General features: G+C 67.1%; 20 protein-coding genes and 1 riboswitch. Of the genes, 11 read left to right on the forward strand and 9 right to left on the reverse strand.

Features of this window, described 5'->3' with window-relative positions:
- Positions 1-85: 85 nt before the first annotated feature.
- The 4 genes from ACFXP9_RS09455 to ACFXP9_RS09470 all read left to right on the forward strand — a co-directional run bounded on the left by ACFXP9_RS09455 (position 86) and on the right by ACFXP9_RS09470 (position 1,844).
- A complete protein-coding gene (locus ACFXP9_RS09455; RefSeq protein ID WP_397208533.1) occupies positions 86-721 on the forward strand; it encodes a TetR/AcrR family transcriptional regulator in 636 nt (211 codons plus the stop codon).
- A gap of 97 nt (positions 722-818) precedes the next feature.
- Entirely contained in the window at positions 819-1,157 is a 339-nt protein-coding gene (locus ACFXP9_RS09460; protein WP_397208532.1) for a hypothetical protein, read from the forward strand.
- Positions 1,157-1,438 carry an I78 family peptidase inhibitor gene (locus ACFXP9_RS09465; RefSeq protein ID WP_397208531.1) on the forward strand — a complete coding sequence of 94 codons (282 nt, stop codon included), beginning with the start codon at positions 1,157-1,159 and terminating at the stop codon, positions 1,436-1,438. Before ACFXP9_RS09460 ends, ACFXP9_RS09465 begins: the two co-directional genes overlap by 1 nt.
- 64 nt (positions 1,439-1,502) lie before the next feature.
- Positions 1,503-1,844 (forward strand): DUF2794 domain-containing protein, encoded by a 342-nt coding sequence (locus ACFXP9_RS09470; RefSeq protein WP_397208666.1) that lies wholly within the window; start codon positions 1,503-1,505, stop codon positions 1,842-1,844.
- 78 nt (positions 1,845-1,922) lie between these two features.
- Here the strand turns inward: ACFXP9_RS09470 and ACFXP9_RS09475 are convergent, their stop codons facing one another.
- From ACFXP9_RS09475 to ACFXP9_RS09490, 4 genes are all read right to left on the reverse strand, one after another.
- Positions 1,923-2,738 (reverse strand): crotonase/enoyl-CoA hydratase family protein, encoded by an 816-nt coding sequence (locus ACFXP9_RS09475; protein WP_397208530.1) that lies wholly within the window; start codon positions 2,736-2,738, stop codon positions 1,923-1,925.
- A 3-nt stretch (positions 2,739-2,741) separates the two neighbouring features.
- Positions 2,742-3,671 (reverse strand): AEC family transporter, encoded by a 930-nt coding sequence (locus ACFXP9_RS09480; RefSeq protein WP_397208529.1) that lies wholly within the window; start codon positions 3,669-3,671, stop codon positions 2,742-2,744.
- A gap of 99 nt (positions 3,672-3,770) precedes the next feature.
- On the reverse strand, positions 3,771-4,025 hold the full coding sequence (locus tag ACFXP9_RS09485) for a sulfurtransferase TusA family protein (RefSeq protein ID WP_397208528.1): 255 nt from the start codon (positions 4,023-4,025) through the stop codon (positions 3,771-3,773).
- A 10-nt stretch (positions 4,026-4,035) separates the two neighbouring features.
- Positions 4,036-4,560: a DUF2478 domain-containing protein gene (locus ACFXP9_RS09490; RefSeq protein ID WP_397208527.1), complete on the reverse strand. Its 525-nt coding sequence runs from the start codon at positions 4,558-4,560 to the stop codon at positions 4,036-4,038.
- Positions 4,561-4,723: 163 nt separating this feature from the next.
- Here ACFXP9_RS09490 and ACFXP9_RS09495 point away from each other — a divergent pair, with 163 nt between their 5' ends.
- From ACFXP9_RS09495 to ACFXP9_RS09510, 4 genes are all read left to right on the forward strand, one after another.
- Positions 4,724-5,062 (forward strand): hypothetical protein, encoded by a 339-nt coding sequence (locus ACFXP9_RS09495; protein ID WP_397208526.1) that lies wholly within the window; start codon positions 4,724-4,726, stop codon positions 5,060-5,062.
- Positions 5,063-5,237: 175 nt separating this feature from the next.
- On the forward strand, positions 5,238-5,732 hold the full coding sequence (locus ACFXP9_RS09500) for a GAF domain-containing protein (RefSeq protein WP_397208525.1): 495 nt from the start codon (positions 5,238-5,240) through the stop codon (positions 5,730-5,732).
- The gene (locus ACFXP9_RS09505) at positions 5,710-6,114 is read left to right on the forward strand and encodes a GFA family protein (RefSeq protein WP_397208524.1); all 405 of its coding nucleotides are present in this window, start codon (positions 5,710-5,712) and stop codon (positions 6,112-6,114) included. The genes ACFXP9_RS09500 and ACFXP9_RS09505 overlap by 23 nt, the downstream gene beginning before the upstream one ends.
- Before the next feature lie 64 nt (positions 6,115-6,178).
- Positions 6,179-6,832, forward strand: a complete 654-nt coding sequence (locus ACFXP9_RS09510; RefSeq protein ID WP_397208523.1) for an RluA family pseudouridine synthase — start codon at positions 6,179-6,181, stop codon at positions 6,830-6,832.
- Positions 6,833-6,839: 7 nt separating this feature from the next.
- Here the strand turns inward: ACFXP9_RS09510 and ACFXP9_RS09515 are convergent, their stop codons facing one another.
- On the reverse strand, positions 6,840-7,724 hold the full coding sequence (locus ACFXP9_RS09515; protein WP_397208521.1) for a DMT family transporter: 885 nt from the start codon (positions 7,722-7,724) through the stop codon (positions 6,840-6,842).
- Positions 7,725-7,805: 81 nt separating this feature from the next.
- A riboswitch (FMN riboswitch) is annotated at positions 7,806-7,938 on the reverse strand.
- Between the two features lie 123 nt (positions 7,939-8,061).
- Here ACFXP9_RS09515 and ACFXP9_RS09520 point away from each other — a divergent pair.
- Both ACFXP9_RS09520 and ACFXP9_RS09525 read left to right on the forward strand, forming a co-directional pair.
- Complete coding sequence (locus tag ACFXP9_RS09520) at positions 8,062-9,117, forward strand: saccharopine dehydrogenase (RefSeq protein ID WP_397208520.1); 1,056 nt, start codon at positions 8,062-8,064, stop codon at positions 9,115-9,117.
- Between the two features lies 1 nt (position 9,118).
- A complete protein-coding gene (locus tag ACFXP9_RS09525) occupies positions 9,119-10,279 on the forward strand; it encodes a saccharopine dehydrogenase C-terminal domain-containing protein (RefSeq protein WP_397208519.1) in 1,161 nt (386 codons plus the stop codon).
- Between the two features lie 103 nt (positions 10,280-10,382).
- Here the strand turns inward: ACFXP9_RS09525 and ACFXP9_RS09530 are convergent, their stop codons facing one another.
- A complete protein-coding gene (locus ACFXP9_RS09530; RefSeq protein ID WP_397208518.1) occupies positions 10,383-10,754 on the reverse strand; it encodes a DUF3775 domain-containing protein in 372 nt (123 codons plus the stop codon).
- A 50-nt stretch (positions 10,755-10,804) separates the two neighbouring features.
- The gene (mutL, locus tag ACFXP9_RS09535) at positions 10,805-12,673 is read right to left on the reverse strand and encodes a DNA mismatch repair endonuclease MutL (protein WP_397208517.1); all 1,869 of its coding nucleotides are present in this window, start codon (positions 12,671-12,673) and stop codon (positions 10,805-10,807) included.
- Positions 12,674-12,804: 131 nt separating this feature from the next.
- Between mutL and ACFXP9_RS09540 the strand changes: the two genes are divergently transcribed.
- On the forward strand, positions 12,805-12,981 hold the full coding sequence (locus ACFXP9_RS09540; protein ID WP_397208516.1) for a hypothetical protein: 177 nt from the start codon (positions 12,805-12,807) through the stop codon (positions 12,979-12,981).
- A 106-nt stretch (positions 12,982-13,087) separates the two neighbouring features.
- On the opposite strand, the gene ACFXP9_RS09545 is transcribed toward ACFXP9_RS09540, so the two are convergent.
- Together ACFXP9_RS09545 and ACFXP9_RS09550 are read right to left on the reverse strand one after the other, a co-directional pair.
- Positions 13,088-14,425, reverse strand: coding sequence for a M16 family metallopeptidase (locus ACFXP9_RS09545; RefSeq protein WP_397208515.1), 1,338 nt, complete (start codon positions 14,423-14,425; stop codon positions 13,088-13,090).
- The gene (locus ACFXP9_RS09550; protein ID WP_397208514.1) at positions 14,422-15,897 is read right to left on the reverse strand and encodes a M16 family metallopeptidase; all 1,476 of its coding nucleotides are present in this window, start codon (positions 15,895-15,897) and stop codon (positions 14,422-14,424) included. The genes ACFXP9_RS09545 and ACFXP9_RS09550 overlap by 4 nt, the downstream gene beginning before the upstream one ends.
- Positions 15,898-16,054: the final 157 nt, after the last annotated feature.

The raw sequence follows: 16,054 nt of genomic DNA on the forward strand, positions 1-16,054 counted from the left end.
CCTATTCCATCAGGTGCATTACCGCGATAAGTCCGTTTTGCCGAGGTGCATTTCTGGCGCGTTCGCCGGTAAGAAGGAGGTCCAGATGAAGACGGAACCGCGCGTGACCCGTGGCCGCAAGTTCAACCAGGTGCTTGACGGTGCGCGCACCGTGTTCCTGCGCGACGGTTTTGAAGGCGCCAGCGTCGATGACATCGCGCGCGAGGCCGGGGTGTCGAAGGCGACGCTTTACAGCTATTTCCCCGACAAGCGGCTGATGTTCGCCGAGGTGTTCCGCGCCGAATTACAGCGCGAAAGCAGCATGGCGCGCGGTCTGGTCGATATCGAACTGCCCGCCGCGCAGGTGCTGCCCTTTATCGTGCAACTGATCGCGGCGCATCTGGTCGGCGATTTCGGCGTCCGGGCCTTCCGTCTGTCCGTGGCCGAGGCCGAGCGTTTCCCCGCGCTGGCGGCGGAATATTACGAAACCGGCCCGGTTTTGTTGCGCAACATGCTGTGTGAATACCTGACCAAGGCGGTCGGGCGCGGGGAATTGCAGATCGACGATCTGGAACTGGCCGCCGATCAACTGATCGAGCTGTCCAGCGCCAGCATTCATGACCGCGCCATGATGTTGGGACCGGCATCCGTCGACGAGGCCCATCTGCGCCGCACTGTCGATGGCGCGGTGCGGGTGTTCATGGCCGCCTATGGCGTCCGCCCCGCCGATGCAGCGTCGTGATGGCGGGGCCGCGCGGGGAAAGGTGCTTCTCAACCCGGGTCGGTTTCGCTATAGATTCCCCCGAGGAAAAGCCAATCAACCCAGCGACGGAACCGAAATGAAGATCAAGCTGATCTGCTGTCTTGCCGGTGCGGCCCTTGTGACCGCCTGCGCGCCCGCCCCCATGCCCCAGCCCGAACCGGTGGTGATGCCGGTCGTGACGCCGGTGACCCCGGTTGGCGTTGCCGGGCTTCAGGAACGCGAACCCGATGCCTGCCACGCCAAGGACTATACCGCGGCGCTGGGTCAGCCGGGCAGCGTGATCCCGACGCTGGGGATCACCCGCGAATACCGCGTGGTCGAATATCGCGGGATCGAGCCGCAGGAATATGACGCGCTGCGCATCGTGTTCCGTCTGGATGCGGCGGGCAACATCTATAACATCGACTGCGGCTGATGGGGCGGCTGGCGATCATGCTGGCGGCGCTGGCCGGGCTTGCGGCCTGCCAGCCCGTGCCGCCGCAGGGCGCGCAGCGTCCCTCGGAATCGGATGCCTGCGGTGCGTCGCGGTTTCAGGTGCTGCTGGGCCAGCCCGAGGCCGCGCTGCGGGCGATGGTGCTGCCGGACCCGCATCGCGTCATTCCCCATGGGGCGGCGGTGACGATGGACTATAACCCGTCGCGGCTGAATATCGAACTGGACAAGGCCAGACGGGTGGCGCGGATCTCGTGCTACTGACGTGGCTTCCGGGTCGGGCGGTTTGGGATTGCCCGCCCGGCATCCGGGGCGCATTCTGGTCGGCATGAGCCGCGCCGAATTTTCCCTTCCCGACCCCGACCGCGTCACCTTTGACCGCGCTGAATTGGCGGTGATCCTGTCGCTTTACGGGCGCATGGTCGCAGCGGGGGAATGGCGCGATTACGGCATGTCCTTCCTGCGTGACGTGGCCGTGTTCAGCGTCTTCCGGCGCGCGGCGGAATACCCGCTTTACCGCATCGAAAAGCGTCCCCGGCTGCGCAATGCACAGGGCCAATATGCGGTGATCGGCATGGATGGCCGCAACCTGCGCCGCGGCCATGACCTGAAAACCGTGCTGCGGGTGCTGGAAAGCAAGCTGATCCGCAGTGTCGATCGCGGGATTTGACGAAATCTTAACCCCTGATGGTCCATGATCGCCCCGAAAGGGGGTGATCAGGTGATTCGATGTCTGTTCGGGCTGGGTCTATTCGGGCTGGGTCTGGCCGTCTGGCTTGACCTTGTCGGCAATGCCTTTGGCAAACGCATCCAGACGCGCCCGCGCGCCGGTCTGGGTGTTGACGACACCGGCCACGCAGGCCTCGGCATAGGCGGCGTCCAGCGCCGACATGTTCTGCATATGGCTGATGGCCGAACAGATGGCGAAATTGGTCAGCGGCAGGTTACGCGCCGCCTGCTGGGCCAGTTCGCGCGCCTTGGCCTCGGAATCCTCGACCATGTATTGCGCCAGCCCGACATCCACCGCCTCCTGTCCGCGATACAGGCGGCCGGTCAGCATCATGTCGATCATTCGCGACTTGCCGATCAGGTCGGCCACCCGGATCGTGGCCCCCCCGCCGGTGAACAGGCCGCGCTGTCCCTCGGGCAGGCCGAAATAGGTGTCGCGGTCCATCACCCGGATATGCGCGGCGCTGGCCAGTTCCAGCCCGCCGCCGACCACCGCGCCTTTCAGCGCGGCGATGACCGGCACGCCGCCATATTCCATCTTGTTGAACGCCTCGTGCCAGCGCAGGCAAAGCTGCCAGAAATCTTCGGGGCGGCGGTCGGCGTGGTAATGTTCGACAAGGTCCAGCCCGGCACAGAAATGCGGCCCCTCGGACCGCAAAATCGCGGCGCGGGCCTGAATGCGGGGCAGGGTGGCAAAGACCTCGATCAGCTCTTCGATGGTGTTGGCATCCAGCGCGTTGCGCTTGGTGGGGCGGTTCAGCGTCACCGTGGCGATGCCGTCCTCGTCCAGATCGACGCGCAGGTTGTCCAGACGCAATTCCTGTATCTTCTTCATGCGTTATCCTTTCTCGATCCAATAGATGACCATGGGGACGCTCAGCAGGCTGATGGCGGTCGAAAACAGGATCGCCGTCGATGTGCGCTGAACGCCGGTGCCGAAATATTCCGCCAGCATATAGACATTGCCCGCCACCGGCAGGGCCGCCGCGACGACCATGACGCCTGCGGAAAACCGGTCAACACCGAACAGGCCAAAGGCCATGACGGCGATCAGCAGCGGGTGCAGCACCAGCTTTGCAAAGGTCAGCCACAGGGCCGGGCCGGGCCGGTCCACCCGCCGCAGCGCCAGCGAAGCCCCGATGGCGAACAGCGCCCCCGGCGTCGCGGCCCCGCCAAGCAGACCCAGAAAATCGTTCAGGGGCGCGGGCATCGGCAGGCCGCTGCCGCCCCAGGCCAGCCCCGCCGCCATCGACACGATCATCGGGTTGGCGACGATGCCGCGAATAATCGGCATCAGGCTGCGCCGGTTCAGGCGGCCATGGCGGGCGGCGGTCATGATCACCGTGATCAGCGTGGAATAGACCACCATATCCAGCGCCAGCACCATCAGCACCGGTGCCGCTGCGGCCGGGCCAAGCAGGGTGACCAGCATCGGCACCCCCAGAAAGCCGGTATTGCCGGTCATGCAGCATTGGGCCTCCATCGCGGCGTCGGGCAGGGACAGGCCACGCATCCGTGCCACCGCCATGCCGACCGCCCACAGCAGGGTCGACCCCGCCAGCCACGCCGCGACAAATCGGGGGTCGAACAGTTCCGCGACCTCAAGCGTGGCGGAAAAGCGAAACAACATGGCCGACAGGGCGAAATAGAACACAAACCGCGTCAGCCAACTGGTTGCGATGGCCGGAAACGCCCCGCGCCAACCCGCCAGCCAGCCAAGGCCCACAACGGCAAAGAACGGCAAGGTCTTGAAAAAGACCTCAGGCATCGGCGTGCCCGTCATGGTCCGGATACATGCCGCGCCCCCTTCCCCCAACAGTCACAGCCGGGGCAAGGTGGCACCGGATGCCGCCGGTTGCAAGCGCCCTCAGCCGCCCTTGCGCAGCAGGAAATGCCGGGCGTCGTTTTCTTCGGTGACTGTCAGCAGGGTGTGCCCGGCCTCGGCGCAGAAATGCGGCAGGTCGATCACCGCCGCCGGATCGGTGGCGATCAGCAGCAGGGTCTGGCCATTGGACATGGATTGCAAAGCCTTGCGCGCCCGCAGCACCGGCAGCGGGCACAACAGGCCGCTGGCATCCATGACCCGGTCGGCAGGTGGGTATGGGGTGTCGGAGGCGGGCATCACGGGGTGCTCATGCTTTGGGTTGCCGTTTCAGGACGGCGGCGCGGCACCAGTCGGCCAGCGCGTCCGGCGCGACCTCTTGCGCCAGATCGCCGGCGAAGGCCAGAAATGCGTCGCGATGGTCTTGCGGCACTGACAGCAACACCGGCAGGTCATGTTCCAGCGCAACCGCGATGGTGCTGCGAAAGCCGCGGCCCAGTGCCTCTTGCTTGCCGAATTTCGACACGATCACCAGATCGGCACCGCGCGCAATCCGGGCCTCGACCGCCGCCGCGGCGCGTTCCAGCCCTTCGGCATCCAGCCGGCAAGACGCCGCCCCGGACCCCAGATCCTGGGAAATGCGCACCACCTCGGGCTGGCCCAACAGCCGCAGGTCCATATCGCAATGGCAATCGCCCCCCGGCCCCAGATTGGACTGGACGGCCCCGGCCAGCCGCATTTCGGGTGCCAGCCGGTCGGCCAGCGCCGCTAGAATGCGGTCGGCATCGCCCTGTCCGGCGCGGCGATTCAGCGTAAAGAAACCCAGCATACCCATTCCATCCTTCGCCGCCAACATACGCCGCCGGGGGGGTGACGCAAGGCACAGATCGGCCAATTTCCGCAACCCCGGTCATTTGGCAGGGAACGGATTGACGGATGCGGCGTTATGGCGCTGACCGCGGTGATCCCGCGACCAACCATTTCTGAAGGAGCCGGCCATGTCCGATCACAACACCGACCCCAACCGCGGCCAAGTCAACCGCACCACCGTCAACGCGCCTTCGGCCAGCAACGGCAACCCGATTGTCTGGGTGGTGATCGCGCTGTTGGTCGTGGCCGCGCTGGCGTGGTATTTCATGGCCGGCGGCGACGCCACCACCACCACTGTGACCGAAGGTGACAGCGTGACCGTCACGACCGAAACCCCGGACGCGACCGGCGGCACCGACACCACCTCGACCACCGTGACCACGGAAGAGCCCGCCATCACGGTCGAGGAAACCGCGCCCGAGGCCCCCGCCGCCCCGGCGCCCGAGGCCCCGGCCCCCGCGAACTGATCGCGTTTCGGCGCGCGTGGCGTGGCGCCCCCGCAGGCGCCCGCCCATGCGGCCACCACGCCCTGCCATCCGGTGGGGCGTTTTTTACATACCCAACCGGCCCGCACCGGGTTTTCGGCGGCGCCGCACCGGTTGGTGCTTGTTCGCCGGGCTGGCCCCGCGCTATGGCTGGGGCATGACACAGACATCCCCCGACCCCCAGTCCCACCCCGATTGCGCCCCCGATTACGACGGCCTTGCCGCGCGCCTGTCCGCACTGACCGCGGGCGAGCAGGACGAGGTCGCGCTGATGGCCACGCTGGCCTGCGAGATTCACCATTTCGACGACCGCTTTGACTGGACCGGCTTTTACCGCGTCACCGCGCCGGAACTGCTGAAGATCGGGCCGTATCAGGGCGGGCATGGCTGTCTGGTCATCCCGTTTTCCCGTGGCGTTTGCGGCGCTGCGGCGCGGACGGGCCAGACGCAACTGGTGGCTGATGTCGACGCCTTCCCCGGCCATATTGCCTGCGCCAGCAGCACCCGTTCCGAGCTGGTGATTCCGGTGTTCACCGGCAGCGGGCGACTGATCGGCGTGCTGGATATCGACAGCAACCAGCCCGATGCCTTTACCACACAGGACGCGACCCGCCTGAAGGGAATTCTCGATGCCTGCTTTGCCGCGCTGTAAAATGACGGGCGGTTGCCTGTGCAGTGCGGTGCGCTTTACGGCGCGGCTGGTGGCCGACGACTTGCAGGCCTGCCATTGCGGTCAGTGCCGTCGCTGGTCGGGCTATGTCTGGGCCGGGATCAGCGCGCAGCTCAGCATCGGTCGCGGCGACGGGCTGCGCTGGTTCCGATCGTCCGACCACGCGCGGCGCGGGTTTTGCGGCCAATGCGGATCGTCCTTGTTCTGGCAGCAGGACGGCGCCAGCGTGACAGAAATTGCCGCCGGGGCTTTTGACCACCCGGACGCGTTGCGTCTGGTCGGGCATATCCATACCGCTGGCCGCCCGGCCCATGACCAGATCACCGACGGCCTGCCGCAATACCCCGCCGGGGCGCCGCAATGACCCCGGACAAGCTGACCCCCGCCGCGCAATTGCCAGCCCTTTTCGCGGGCGGAGTGGTGCGGATATGAACAGCTTCACCTATGCCCCGCCCGCCGATCCGCCGGTGATCATCCATGCCGATCATCAGGTGCTGGTGGTTGATAAACCGTCAGGCCTGCTGTCGGTGCCGGGCCGGGGCGCGGACAAGGCCGACTGCCTGATCGAACGCCTGCGCGGGGCCTTCCCGACCGTGCTGCTGGTGCATCGGCTGGATCTGGATACCTCGGGCGTGATGGTCTTTGCGCTGACCCCCCACGCCCAACGCCACCTGTCCAAACAGTTCGAGGAGCGGCGGACGAAAAAAACCTATGTCGCGCGGGTCGCCGGGCGGCTTCAGCCCAAAACCGGCCGCGTCGACCTGCCGCTGATCGTCGACTGGCCCAACCGGCCCCGGCAAAAGGTCGACCACGAACAGGGCCGCCCGGCCCAGACCGACTGGCGGGTAATGCGCGCCAGCGATGCCGAAACCCGTGTGCGGCTGATGCCGGTGACGGGCCGCAGCCACCAGCTGCGCGTGCATATGGCGCAAACCGGGCATCCGATCCTTGGCGATCCGCTTTATGCCAGCGGTGCGGCGCGCGATGACCACCCACGGCTGATGCTGCATGCCGAAAGCCTGCGGTTCAAACACCCTGAAAGCGGGGTGCAGATGAGTTTTTCCGCGCCGGTGCCGTTCTGAAACCGGGTCAGGCGCCGCGCGCCTCGGCCCGCAACAGCACCATCGAGGCGGCAAGGATCATCGCGGTCCCCAGCCACATGCTGCCCTGCGGCAAAAACCCAAAGACCAGCCACCCCAGACCGATATTCAGGGGCAGCTTAAGGTGGTCGAAAGGCTGCAAATAGGCCGCATCCGCCGCCGCATAGGCCCGCACGATCAGGTATTGCGCCGCTGCCGTCAGGATGCCCGCCAGCGCAATCAGGGGCAGGGCGTGCTGGCTGACCGCCCATCCCGACCCCGCCGCCAGCACCGCATTGACCGGCGTCAGCCCGATCAGCAGATACAGCGTCAGGGTCTCGGCGCTTTCGGTATGGGTCATCCGCTTGGTCAGCAAACTGACCGAGGCCCACAAAACCGCCGCCCCGACCGGATAAAGCGCGGCCAGCGTGAAAGCATCGGACCAGGGCGCCAGAATGACCGCGCCGCCGGCAAAACCCGCCAGCACCGCCGCCCATCGCAGCGGCGTCACCTGTTCCCCCAGCAACAGCCCGGCCCCCAGCGTCACGAAAAACGGCGACAGCAGGATCAGCGCGATGGCCTGCCAGATCGGCACATGCGCCAGACCCAGCGTCCACAGCATGATCCCCCCCGCCGACAGGGCCACCCGCAGGATATGCGCGCCCACCGCCCCGGTCGCCACCGTCAGCCGCAGATTATGCGCGATCCATGGCAGGAAGAACACCGCCGCCACAAGGTATTGCCAGAATGCCGCCGCAGGGGCCGCCACGCCCATCTTCATCGTCGCGGCCTGAATCAGCGTGTTGACCAGCGCAAAACACACCCCCGCCAGCACCATCATGGCGGCACCGGTCACGGCAGGGCGCGGGGTCAGGGGCAGGTTCACATCGGTCATCGCATCGCCTTTCGCAGCGGCCATTGGCCTTTCGTACAGGGACGGACGACCACAGCCGCGCGGGCGGACCGCACGGGTATGGCGCATTCTCTCTCATCCAGACTGTGACTGTCGGCCCCGGAATTACACCGGATCTGCTGACCCCTTCGGGTGCGAAGGGCGCTCGCGGGCTGTGACCGCCGGTGGGGAATTTCACCCCGCCCCGAGAATATCCCCCAGTTACGCAGCCCCGCGCCACCCGTCAACGGGCTTCTTCGTTGTCCAAATACCCACACGGCCTTTCCCTTGGCGCGGCCTTGCCCTAGGCTCGCGCGCGATCGGACAAAGGGGGACCGCAATGACACATCTGTGGGTAAGGGCCGAAAGCCGCCCGAACGAGGACCGTGTGGGCATTACCCCCGACGGTGCGCGCCAGCTGATCGCCAAAGGCTTTACCGTCACGGTCGAGGACAGCCCCCACCGCGTCATCCCCACCGACGCCTATCGTCAGGCCGGGGCCAGCATCGCCCCGCAGGGTGGCTGGCCCGACGCGCCGGATGACGCGATTATCTTCGGTCTCAAGGAACTGCCCCAGGATGGCAGCCCCCTGCGCCACCGCCACATCATGTTCGGCCATGCCTTCAAGGGCCAGCCGGCGGGCCGCATCCTGCTGGACCGGTTCCGCGCCGGCGGCGGGGTGCTGCTGGATCTGGAATATCTGACCGATGCCGATGGCCGCCGTCTGGCCGCCTTTGGCTATTGGGCCGGGTTCGTCGGCGCGGCGGTGTCGCTGAAGGCATGGGCGGCGCAACAGCGCGGCAGCATCTGCGGGCCGGTGCATGTCTATGCCTCGCAACAGGCGCTGACCGATGAATTGCGCGCCGATCTGGATGCCACCAACGCCCCCCGCCCGCGCGCCATTGTCATTGGCGCCAGGGGCCGGGTCGGGCGCGGCGCCACCGACCTGTGTCACGCCATGGGCATGTCGGTGACGCAATGGGATATGGCCGAAACCGCCTCGGGCGGGCCGTTCCCGCAGGTGCTGGAACATCAGGTATTTATCAACGCCATTCTGGCCACGCCCGGTGCGCCGGTTTTCGTCCCCGCCGATGCGGTCAATCCGGGCCGGGCGCTGACGGTGATTGGCGATGTGGCCTGCGACCCGACCAGCGATTTTTCCCCGGTCAAGGTCTATGACCGCAGCACGACATGGGACCAGCCGGTGCTGCGGGTGGCCGATCAGCCGCCGCTGGACGTGATGGCGATCGACAACCTGCCTTCGATGCTGCCGCTCGAGGCTTCGCAGGATTATGCCGAACAGCTGTTGCCCGTGCTGGCACAGCTGGACGGCGATGCCGATGGCGTCTGGGCGCGCGCCGAAACCACTTTCCGAAACCACCTGAACGAGGTCTGACATGACGATTCACTGGGTTGGCACCGGCCTGTCCGCCATTCCCGGCCTGCGCCGCCTGCTGACGGCGGGCGCGCCGGTCGCGGTCTGGAACCGCACCGTCGACAAGGCGCGTGACGCCGTGGGCGATCTGACCGACGACATCCGCGCCTACAGCCCCGATGCGCTGGCCGCTGCGGTGGCGGCGGGCGATGTCGTCGTCTCGATGCTGCCCGCCGATCAGCATGTCGCGCTGGCCCGGCTGTGCATCGACAAGGGCGCGCATTTCGTCAGTTCGTCCTATATCGCCCCCGAGATGCGGGCGCTGGATGACGCCGCCCGCGCCGCTGGCGTGTCACTGGTGAACGAGGTCGGGCTGGACCCCGGCATCGACCACCTGATGGCGCATGATCTGGTGGCCGATTACAAACTGGCGGCGCAGGATGGCGATCAGGTTTACTTTACCTCTTACTGCGGCGGCATTCCGAAATACCCCAACCCGTTCCGCTATAAATTCAGCTGGTCGCCGCTTGGCGTGCTGCGCGCGCTGCGTTCGCCCTCGCGTTCGGTCCGCGACGGGGCCACGCGCGACGTGGACCGGCCATGGAACGCCATCGACCCCTATGACGCGCCGCTGCCGACGCCCGAACGGTTCGAGGTCTATCCCAACCGCGATTCCCTTCCCTTCATCGACCAATACGGCTTTGACCCCGCCTGGCAGGTGCAGGATTTCGTGCGCGGCACCATCCGCCTGAAAGGCTGGTCCGAGGCATGGGCGCAGGTCTTTGCCGAGGTCGAAACCCTGCATGGCGAGGCCGGCGAAACCCGCCTGCGCCAGATGGCCGACCAGTTCTGGCGCGACAATGCCTATGACGAGGCCGAGCCTGACCGCGTGGTCCTGTGCGTGGCCCTGCGGGCCGATCGCGACGGTGACACGGTCTGGCACAAGGAATGGGTGCTGGATGCGCATGGCACGGCACAGGGCACGGCGATGGCCCAGCTTGTGTCGGTCCCGGTAGCGCTGGCGGTGCAGGCGGTGCTGGACGGTCGCATCGCGCCGGGGGTCCACGCCGCCCCCCACGACCCCGTTCTGGTCGGGGACTGGCTGGTCGAGGTCGGCCAGATCGCCCAGCACATGGCCAAGGTCGACCACCTTGCGCGCGACGGTGACCGGATCAGCCTGTGATCACACCCGCCCGCGTGGCATGAAACAGCGGCGCCCCGACCCCGGTGCGCCGCTTCTTCGTTGTTCAAATACCCAAAACGCGGCCCCGCCGCCAGCGCGATGGTCAGGCCGGGCGCAGGATGTCATCCTCGGCATCCTCGGGGGACAGGCCAAGCGCGTCCATCCCGGCCTCAAGGTAATCGGCCAGTTGCGGTTCACCCATCAGGTAATCCTCGGTCGGGGTCGATTTCTCGGATTTGGCGGTGTCGATGGCCTCGGCCAGATCTTCGGGGGCAAAGGTATCGCGCCCGATCCACATCACCGCGACAAGGCTGGCCTGTTCGTCGTCGTTCAGGTTCTCGATGAAATCGTGCAATTCGGTCCGGGTGCCGTCGCCACGCCGGTGCCCGCTATGGGCCCAGGCATTCACGCCGCTGTCATATTCGCGGGCGCGGATGATGATGTGGGCGATTTTGTCGGGACTGATTTCCAGCATTGGCCTGCACCTTATCGTTTCACCGCATCATGCGGTTTGCGCGGCCAAGGTCAATCCTTGCGGCCGAACAGGCGCTCAATATCTGACAGGTTCAGCTTGACCCATGTCGGGCGCCCGTGGTTGCACTGGCCGGATTTCGGCGTGCGCTCCATCTCGCGCAGCAGGGCGTTCATTTCCTCGGCGGTCATGCGCCGCCCCGACCGGACCGAGCCGTGACAGGCCATGGATGACAGCACCGCATCCACCCGCGCCCGCAGGCGGTCGGACCGGCCCTGATCGGCCAGATCGTCCAGAATATCGCGGATCAGCGCCCCGGCATCCAGTTTGGTTAACAGCGCCGGGGTTTCGCGCACGGCCACGGCGCCGCCGCCAAAGGCCTCGACCACCAGCCCCAGCTCGGCCAGCTCGGGGGCGATTTCCATGATCTGCGCGGCCTCGGCCTCGGACAGATCGACGATCTCGGGGATCAGCAGCGCCTGCGAGGTGATGCCATGTTCCGCCGCCAGCGCCTTGAGCCGTTCGTAAACCAGCCGTTCATGCGCGGCGTGCTGATCGACAATGACCATGCCGTCGCGGGTTTGCGCGATGATATAGTTTTCGTGGATCTGCGCGCGCGCCGCCCCCAGCGGGGCATCCGGGTCGGTGGCGGTGTCGGCGGGCATTTCCGACCGCGCCGAAGGGGCCTCGGCAAAGCCGGCCATCTGGGGCGCGACCTGCGGGGCCTGCGCGGCAAGGCTGGCCTGAAGTGCAGAAAAGGACGGGCGCGGCGCGTAATCGGCCTGATACGCCCGATAGGCCGGGTGCGGCGCGGGCTGGTGCGGCTGGGGGGTGGCGGGTTCGGGGCGAAAGGCCGCCAGCGTCGCCTGACCCACCGTGGTCGAGGCCCGGTGCCCCGCCCCCGCCAGCGCATGGCGCAGCGCGCTGACCATCAGCCCGCGCGCGGCGGTGGGGTCGCGAAAGCGGACCTCGGCCTTGGCGGGGTGGACATTGACATCGACCAGATGCGGGTCGCAGCTGACAAACAGCACCGCCGCCGGGTGGCGGCCACTGGCCAGCACATCCATGTAACCCGCCCGCAGCGCGCCGATCAGCGTCTTGTCGCGCACCGGGCGGTCATTGACGAACAGGTGCTGTGCCACCGCCGCTCCGCGCGAATAGGTCGGCAGCGCGGCAAACCCGGTCAGCCGCAGCCCGTCGCGTTCGGCGTCGATGCGCAGCGCGTTGTCGATGAAATCGCGCCCCATCACCCGCGCCAGCCGGGCGTGCAGCGCATCGAACAGATCGCCCTGTTCGGGGTCGGCGCGAAACAGCACCCGCCCCGATTCGGTGTCGGTCAGGGTAAAGCCGACCCCCGGTTCGGCCATCGCCAGGCGGCGGATGACATCGGCAATCGCCTGGGTTTCGGCGCGGTCGGTGCGCATGAATTTCAGCCGCGCGGGGGTGGCAAAGAACAGATCGCGCAGATCGACCACGGTGCCGGTATTGCCGCCTGCCGGGGTGACGGGGGCGATGCGGCCGCCCTCGACCGCGATGCGCGCGCCGTCATGGCCCGGCGCGCGGCTGGTGATGGTCAGCCGCCCCACCGCGCCAAGGCTGGGCAGGGCCTCGCCGCGAAAGCCGAAGCTGCGGATATTCAGCAGGTCCGAGCCGTCGATCTTGGACGTCGCGTGCCGCGCCAGCGCCAGCGGCAGGTCGGCGGCGGTCATGCCGCAGCCATCATCGGTGACGCGGATCAGCTTTTTGCCGCCCTGCGCAATGTCGACCGAAATCCGCGATGCCCCCGCGTCCAGCGCGTTTTCGACCAGCTCCTTGACCGCCGATGCGGGGCGTTCGACGACCTCGCCCGCCGCGATGCGGTTGGCTGCGGTGTCGTCAAGCTGGCGGATAACGGGGCGCATATTGGGGGTATGTTGGTTCATCTTACAAGATTTAGCAAATTCCACGCCCCCCGCCAATCGCCTGTGTGCCGGGGGGTGTGCTGTGTCGGAACTTTTCCGCGCGCCCGGCGCTGTGTTGGCACAGGGGCGGTGTTCGCCCAAGGAGGTTTACAATGAAAATGGTAACGATTGCGACGATTTCCGCTGCGGTTCTGGCGCTGGCGGCCTGTGGTGACAATGCGGGCGAACGCGCCCTGACCGGCGGCACCGCCGGCGCGGTGGCGGCGGGTCCGGTGGGCGCGGTGGTTGGCGGCACGCTGGGGGCCACTGGCGCGGTTCAGGTCCGGTAACCGCCACCAGCGCCCCCCGCGGGGCCCTGCACCACCTGACAGCCGACGCATATGCGCGCGTGGCGGTCAGGACGGCGCGCAGCCTTTGGGGCCGCGCGCCCTTTTTTCATGGCGCCTTGCTGTCGCTGTCCGGTTTTGACGGATCGGCCGGCGTCACGCCTTCGGGTCGGCCCACCAGCACGAAACGCAACTGGTCGGGATGCAGCATCCGCCTGGCGACGCGGGCGACATCCTGTGAGGTGACGGCTTCGATGCGGGAATTGCGGGTGTTGATGTAATCAGCAGGCTGGCCCATCAGCTGCATCCCCGCCAGAATGCCCGCGATCTTGCGGTTGCCATCGAAACGCAGCGCATATTCGCCGGTCAGATAGGTCTTGGCCTCGGTCAGTTCGGTGTCGGACACGCCATCGGCCATGCGGCCCCAGTTCTGGCGCACCAGATCGACCGCCTGCGCCACCTTGTCATTGGCGCTGGCCATGCCGCCCTGCCACAGATCGCCAAGCACCATGGTCGACAGGCCGGTATAGACGCCATAGGTCAGCCCGCGCTTTTCGCGGATCTCGTCCATCAGGCGGCTGGAAAACCCGCCGCCGCCAAGAATGTGGTTGGCGACATAGGCGGCAAAGAAATCGGGGTCGTCCATCGGCAGGCCGGGTTGGGCAAAGCCGACCACGGTTTGCGGGCTGTCCCAGTCGATCACCGTCACCCCGCCAGTGGCCCGGTATTCCGGGCGGTCGGGCAGCGGCGCGGTGCCGGTTTCGGGCAGATCGCCCAGAATGCGGTCCAGCAACGCCCCAAGCTGATCGGGGGTAATATCGCCCGAGGCCCCAACCACCACCCGGTCACGCGCCAGCACCCGGTTCTTGGCCGCGATCAGGTCGTCGCGGGTCAGCGCGGCCACCGATTCGGCGGTGCCGTTCAGGCTGGTGCCATAGGGGGTGTCGCCCCAGACCTGACGCGCCATTTCCTTGGCGGCGATGGCCTCGGGGTCGGTGGCCTCGGCGCGGATGACGGCCTGAACCTGCGCGCGCACGCGGTCGATGGCATCGGCGTCAAAGCGCGGTTCGGTCAGCGCCGCGCGCAACAGGTCGGCGGCGGCGTCGCGGTTTTCAGTCAGTGCCTGCGCGGTGATCACCACCGCGTCATCCCCGGCGTCAAACCCCGCCGATGCCCCCAGCCGTTCCGCCGCCTGCGCAAAGGCGGTGGCGTCCATGTCACCGGCGCCTTCCTCAAGCAGCGCGGTCATCAGGTTCACCGCCCCGCGTTGCCCCGGCTGGTCCAGCGAGGCACCGCCCCTGAACATGATCGTCAGCGCGGTAAAGGGGATCGAATGATCCTGTGACAGCCACGCCCTGACCCCCTTGGGCGAGGTGACCTGCTGAACCTCGACCGCGTGGGCGGGCAGGGCCAGCAACAGCAACAGAACGGTCAGCAGGCGTTTCATTGGGTCACCTTGGGTTGCAGCATCGCATTTGCATCGGGGGCGGGGCCGTGCGGGGCGCCATCCCCTTCGGGATACAGCCATCCGGTCACGCTGGCCTTGCTGGTCAGCAGGTCGCGCGCGGCAGCGCGGATGTCATCGGGTGTCACCGCCGCCAGCAGCTCGGGCCAGTCATTGACGTCCTGCACCGTCAGCCCGATCGCCAGCCCCTGACCGTAATCATAGGCCCGGCCATGCGCCGAATCGCGGGCATAGACCTGTGCCGCGCGGATCTGGGTTTTCACCCGGTCCAGCTGTTCCGGGTCGGGGCCGTCCTTCAGAAAATCGCGCAGGGCTGTGTCCAGCGCGGCCTCGGCCTGTTCGGGGGTGGTTTGCGGGGTCGGCACCAGCGACAGGCTGAAGGTCGTCGGGTCCACCGACAGCCCGTCATAGCCCGCCCCGACCGAAACCGCCTTGCCGGTCAGCATCAGCTTTTGCCCCAGAACCGAGGTCTGCGCCGAGCCACCCAGCAATTCGGCCAGAATGGTCAGCGCCGCGGCGTGTTTCTGGTCGCCCGCATTGCGTTCCGGGGCCAGAATACTGCGGATCATCACCGGCTGTGCGACGCGGGCATCGCGCATCTGCATCCGGCGCGGGCTGTGTTGTGCGGGTTCCTGCGGGCGGGCCGCGCGGGTGGCACCGGGTTTGGCGGGGATGGGACCGTAATATTGCTGTGCCAGTGCCCTGACCTGATCCGGGGTCACGTCGCCAGCCACGATCAGCACCGCGTTATTGGGGGCATAATGGCGGTCATACCATTCCAGCGCATCATCGCGGGTCAGGCCCTCCATCTCGGCGCGCCAGCCGATAATGGGGTGGCGATAGGGGTGGTTGTAAAACTGGACCGCGTCGCGTTCCTCGGCGAACAGGGCGGCGGGGTTGGAATCGACCCGTTGCGCGCGTTCTTCCAAAATCACCTGACGTTCGGTTTTCCAGTCATCGGGGCTGATGCGCAGATTGGCCATGCGGTCGGCCTCCATCTGCATGACCAGCGGAAGGCGGTCGGCGGCGATACGCTGGAAATAGGCGGTGAAATCATAGCTGGTAAAGGCGTTGTCCATGCCGCCATTGGCGGTCACGGTTCTGGACAGTTCGCCCGGTGCCATGGTTTCGGTGCCTTTGAACATCAGATGTTCCAGATAATGCGCGATCCCCGATTTGCCGGGCCGTTCATCGGCGGACCCGATCTTGTACCACACCATCTGGACCACGACCGGGGCGCGGTGATCCTCGATCACCACGGCTTCCAGCCCGTTGGGCAGGGTGAAATGGCTGATGCCCTGCGGCATCGGCCCGGCCTGCGGGGCCGTGTCCGGCTTGGGGGCCGGTGCCGGTGCGTCGGCTGGCTGTGCCCACAGCGGCGCGGGAAGGGACAAGGCCGCCGTCAGCGCAAGCGCGGCAAGGGCGGGAACAGGGGGCAGGCTGGTGCGGCGCATGGCGTCTTCCGTCTGGTTGCGCGGCCAAGACTGCACCGGGGGGCGGGCCGGGTCCAGCGGCCTCGCGCGAAGGTGAAGGTGAAGGTCAGGTTCGGGGATGGGGCGGCAGGCGCAGGCTGGCGGCGCCGGGGGTGCGGGCGGCGCCGGGGGCCGGGTC

It is taken from the genome of Paracoccus jiaweipingae (assembly GCF_044335505.1).
GTDB lineage: Bacteria > Pseudomonadota > Alphaproteobacteria > Rhodobacterales > Rhodobacteraceae > Paracoccus.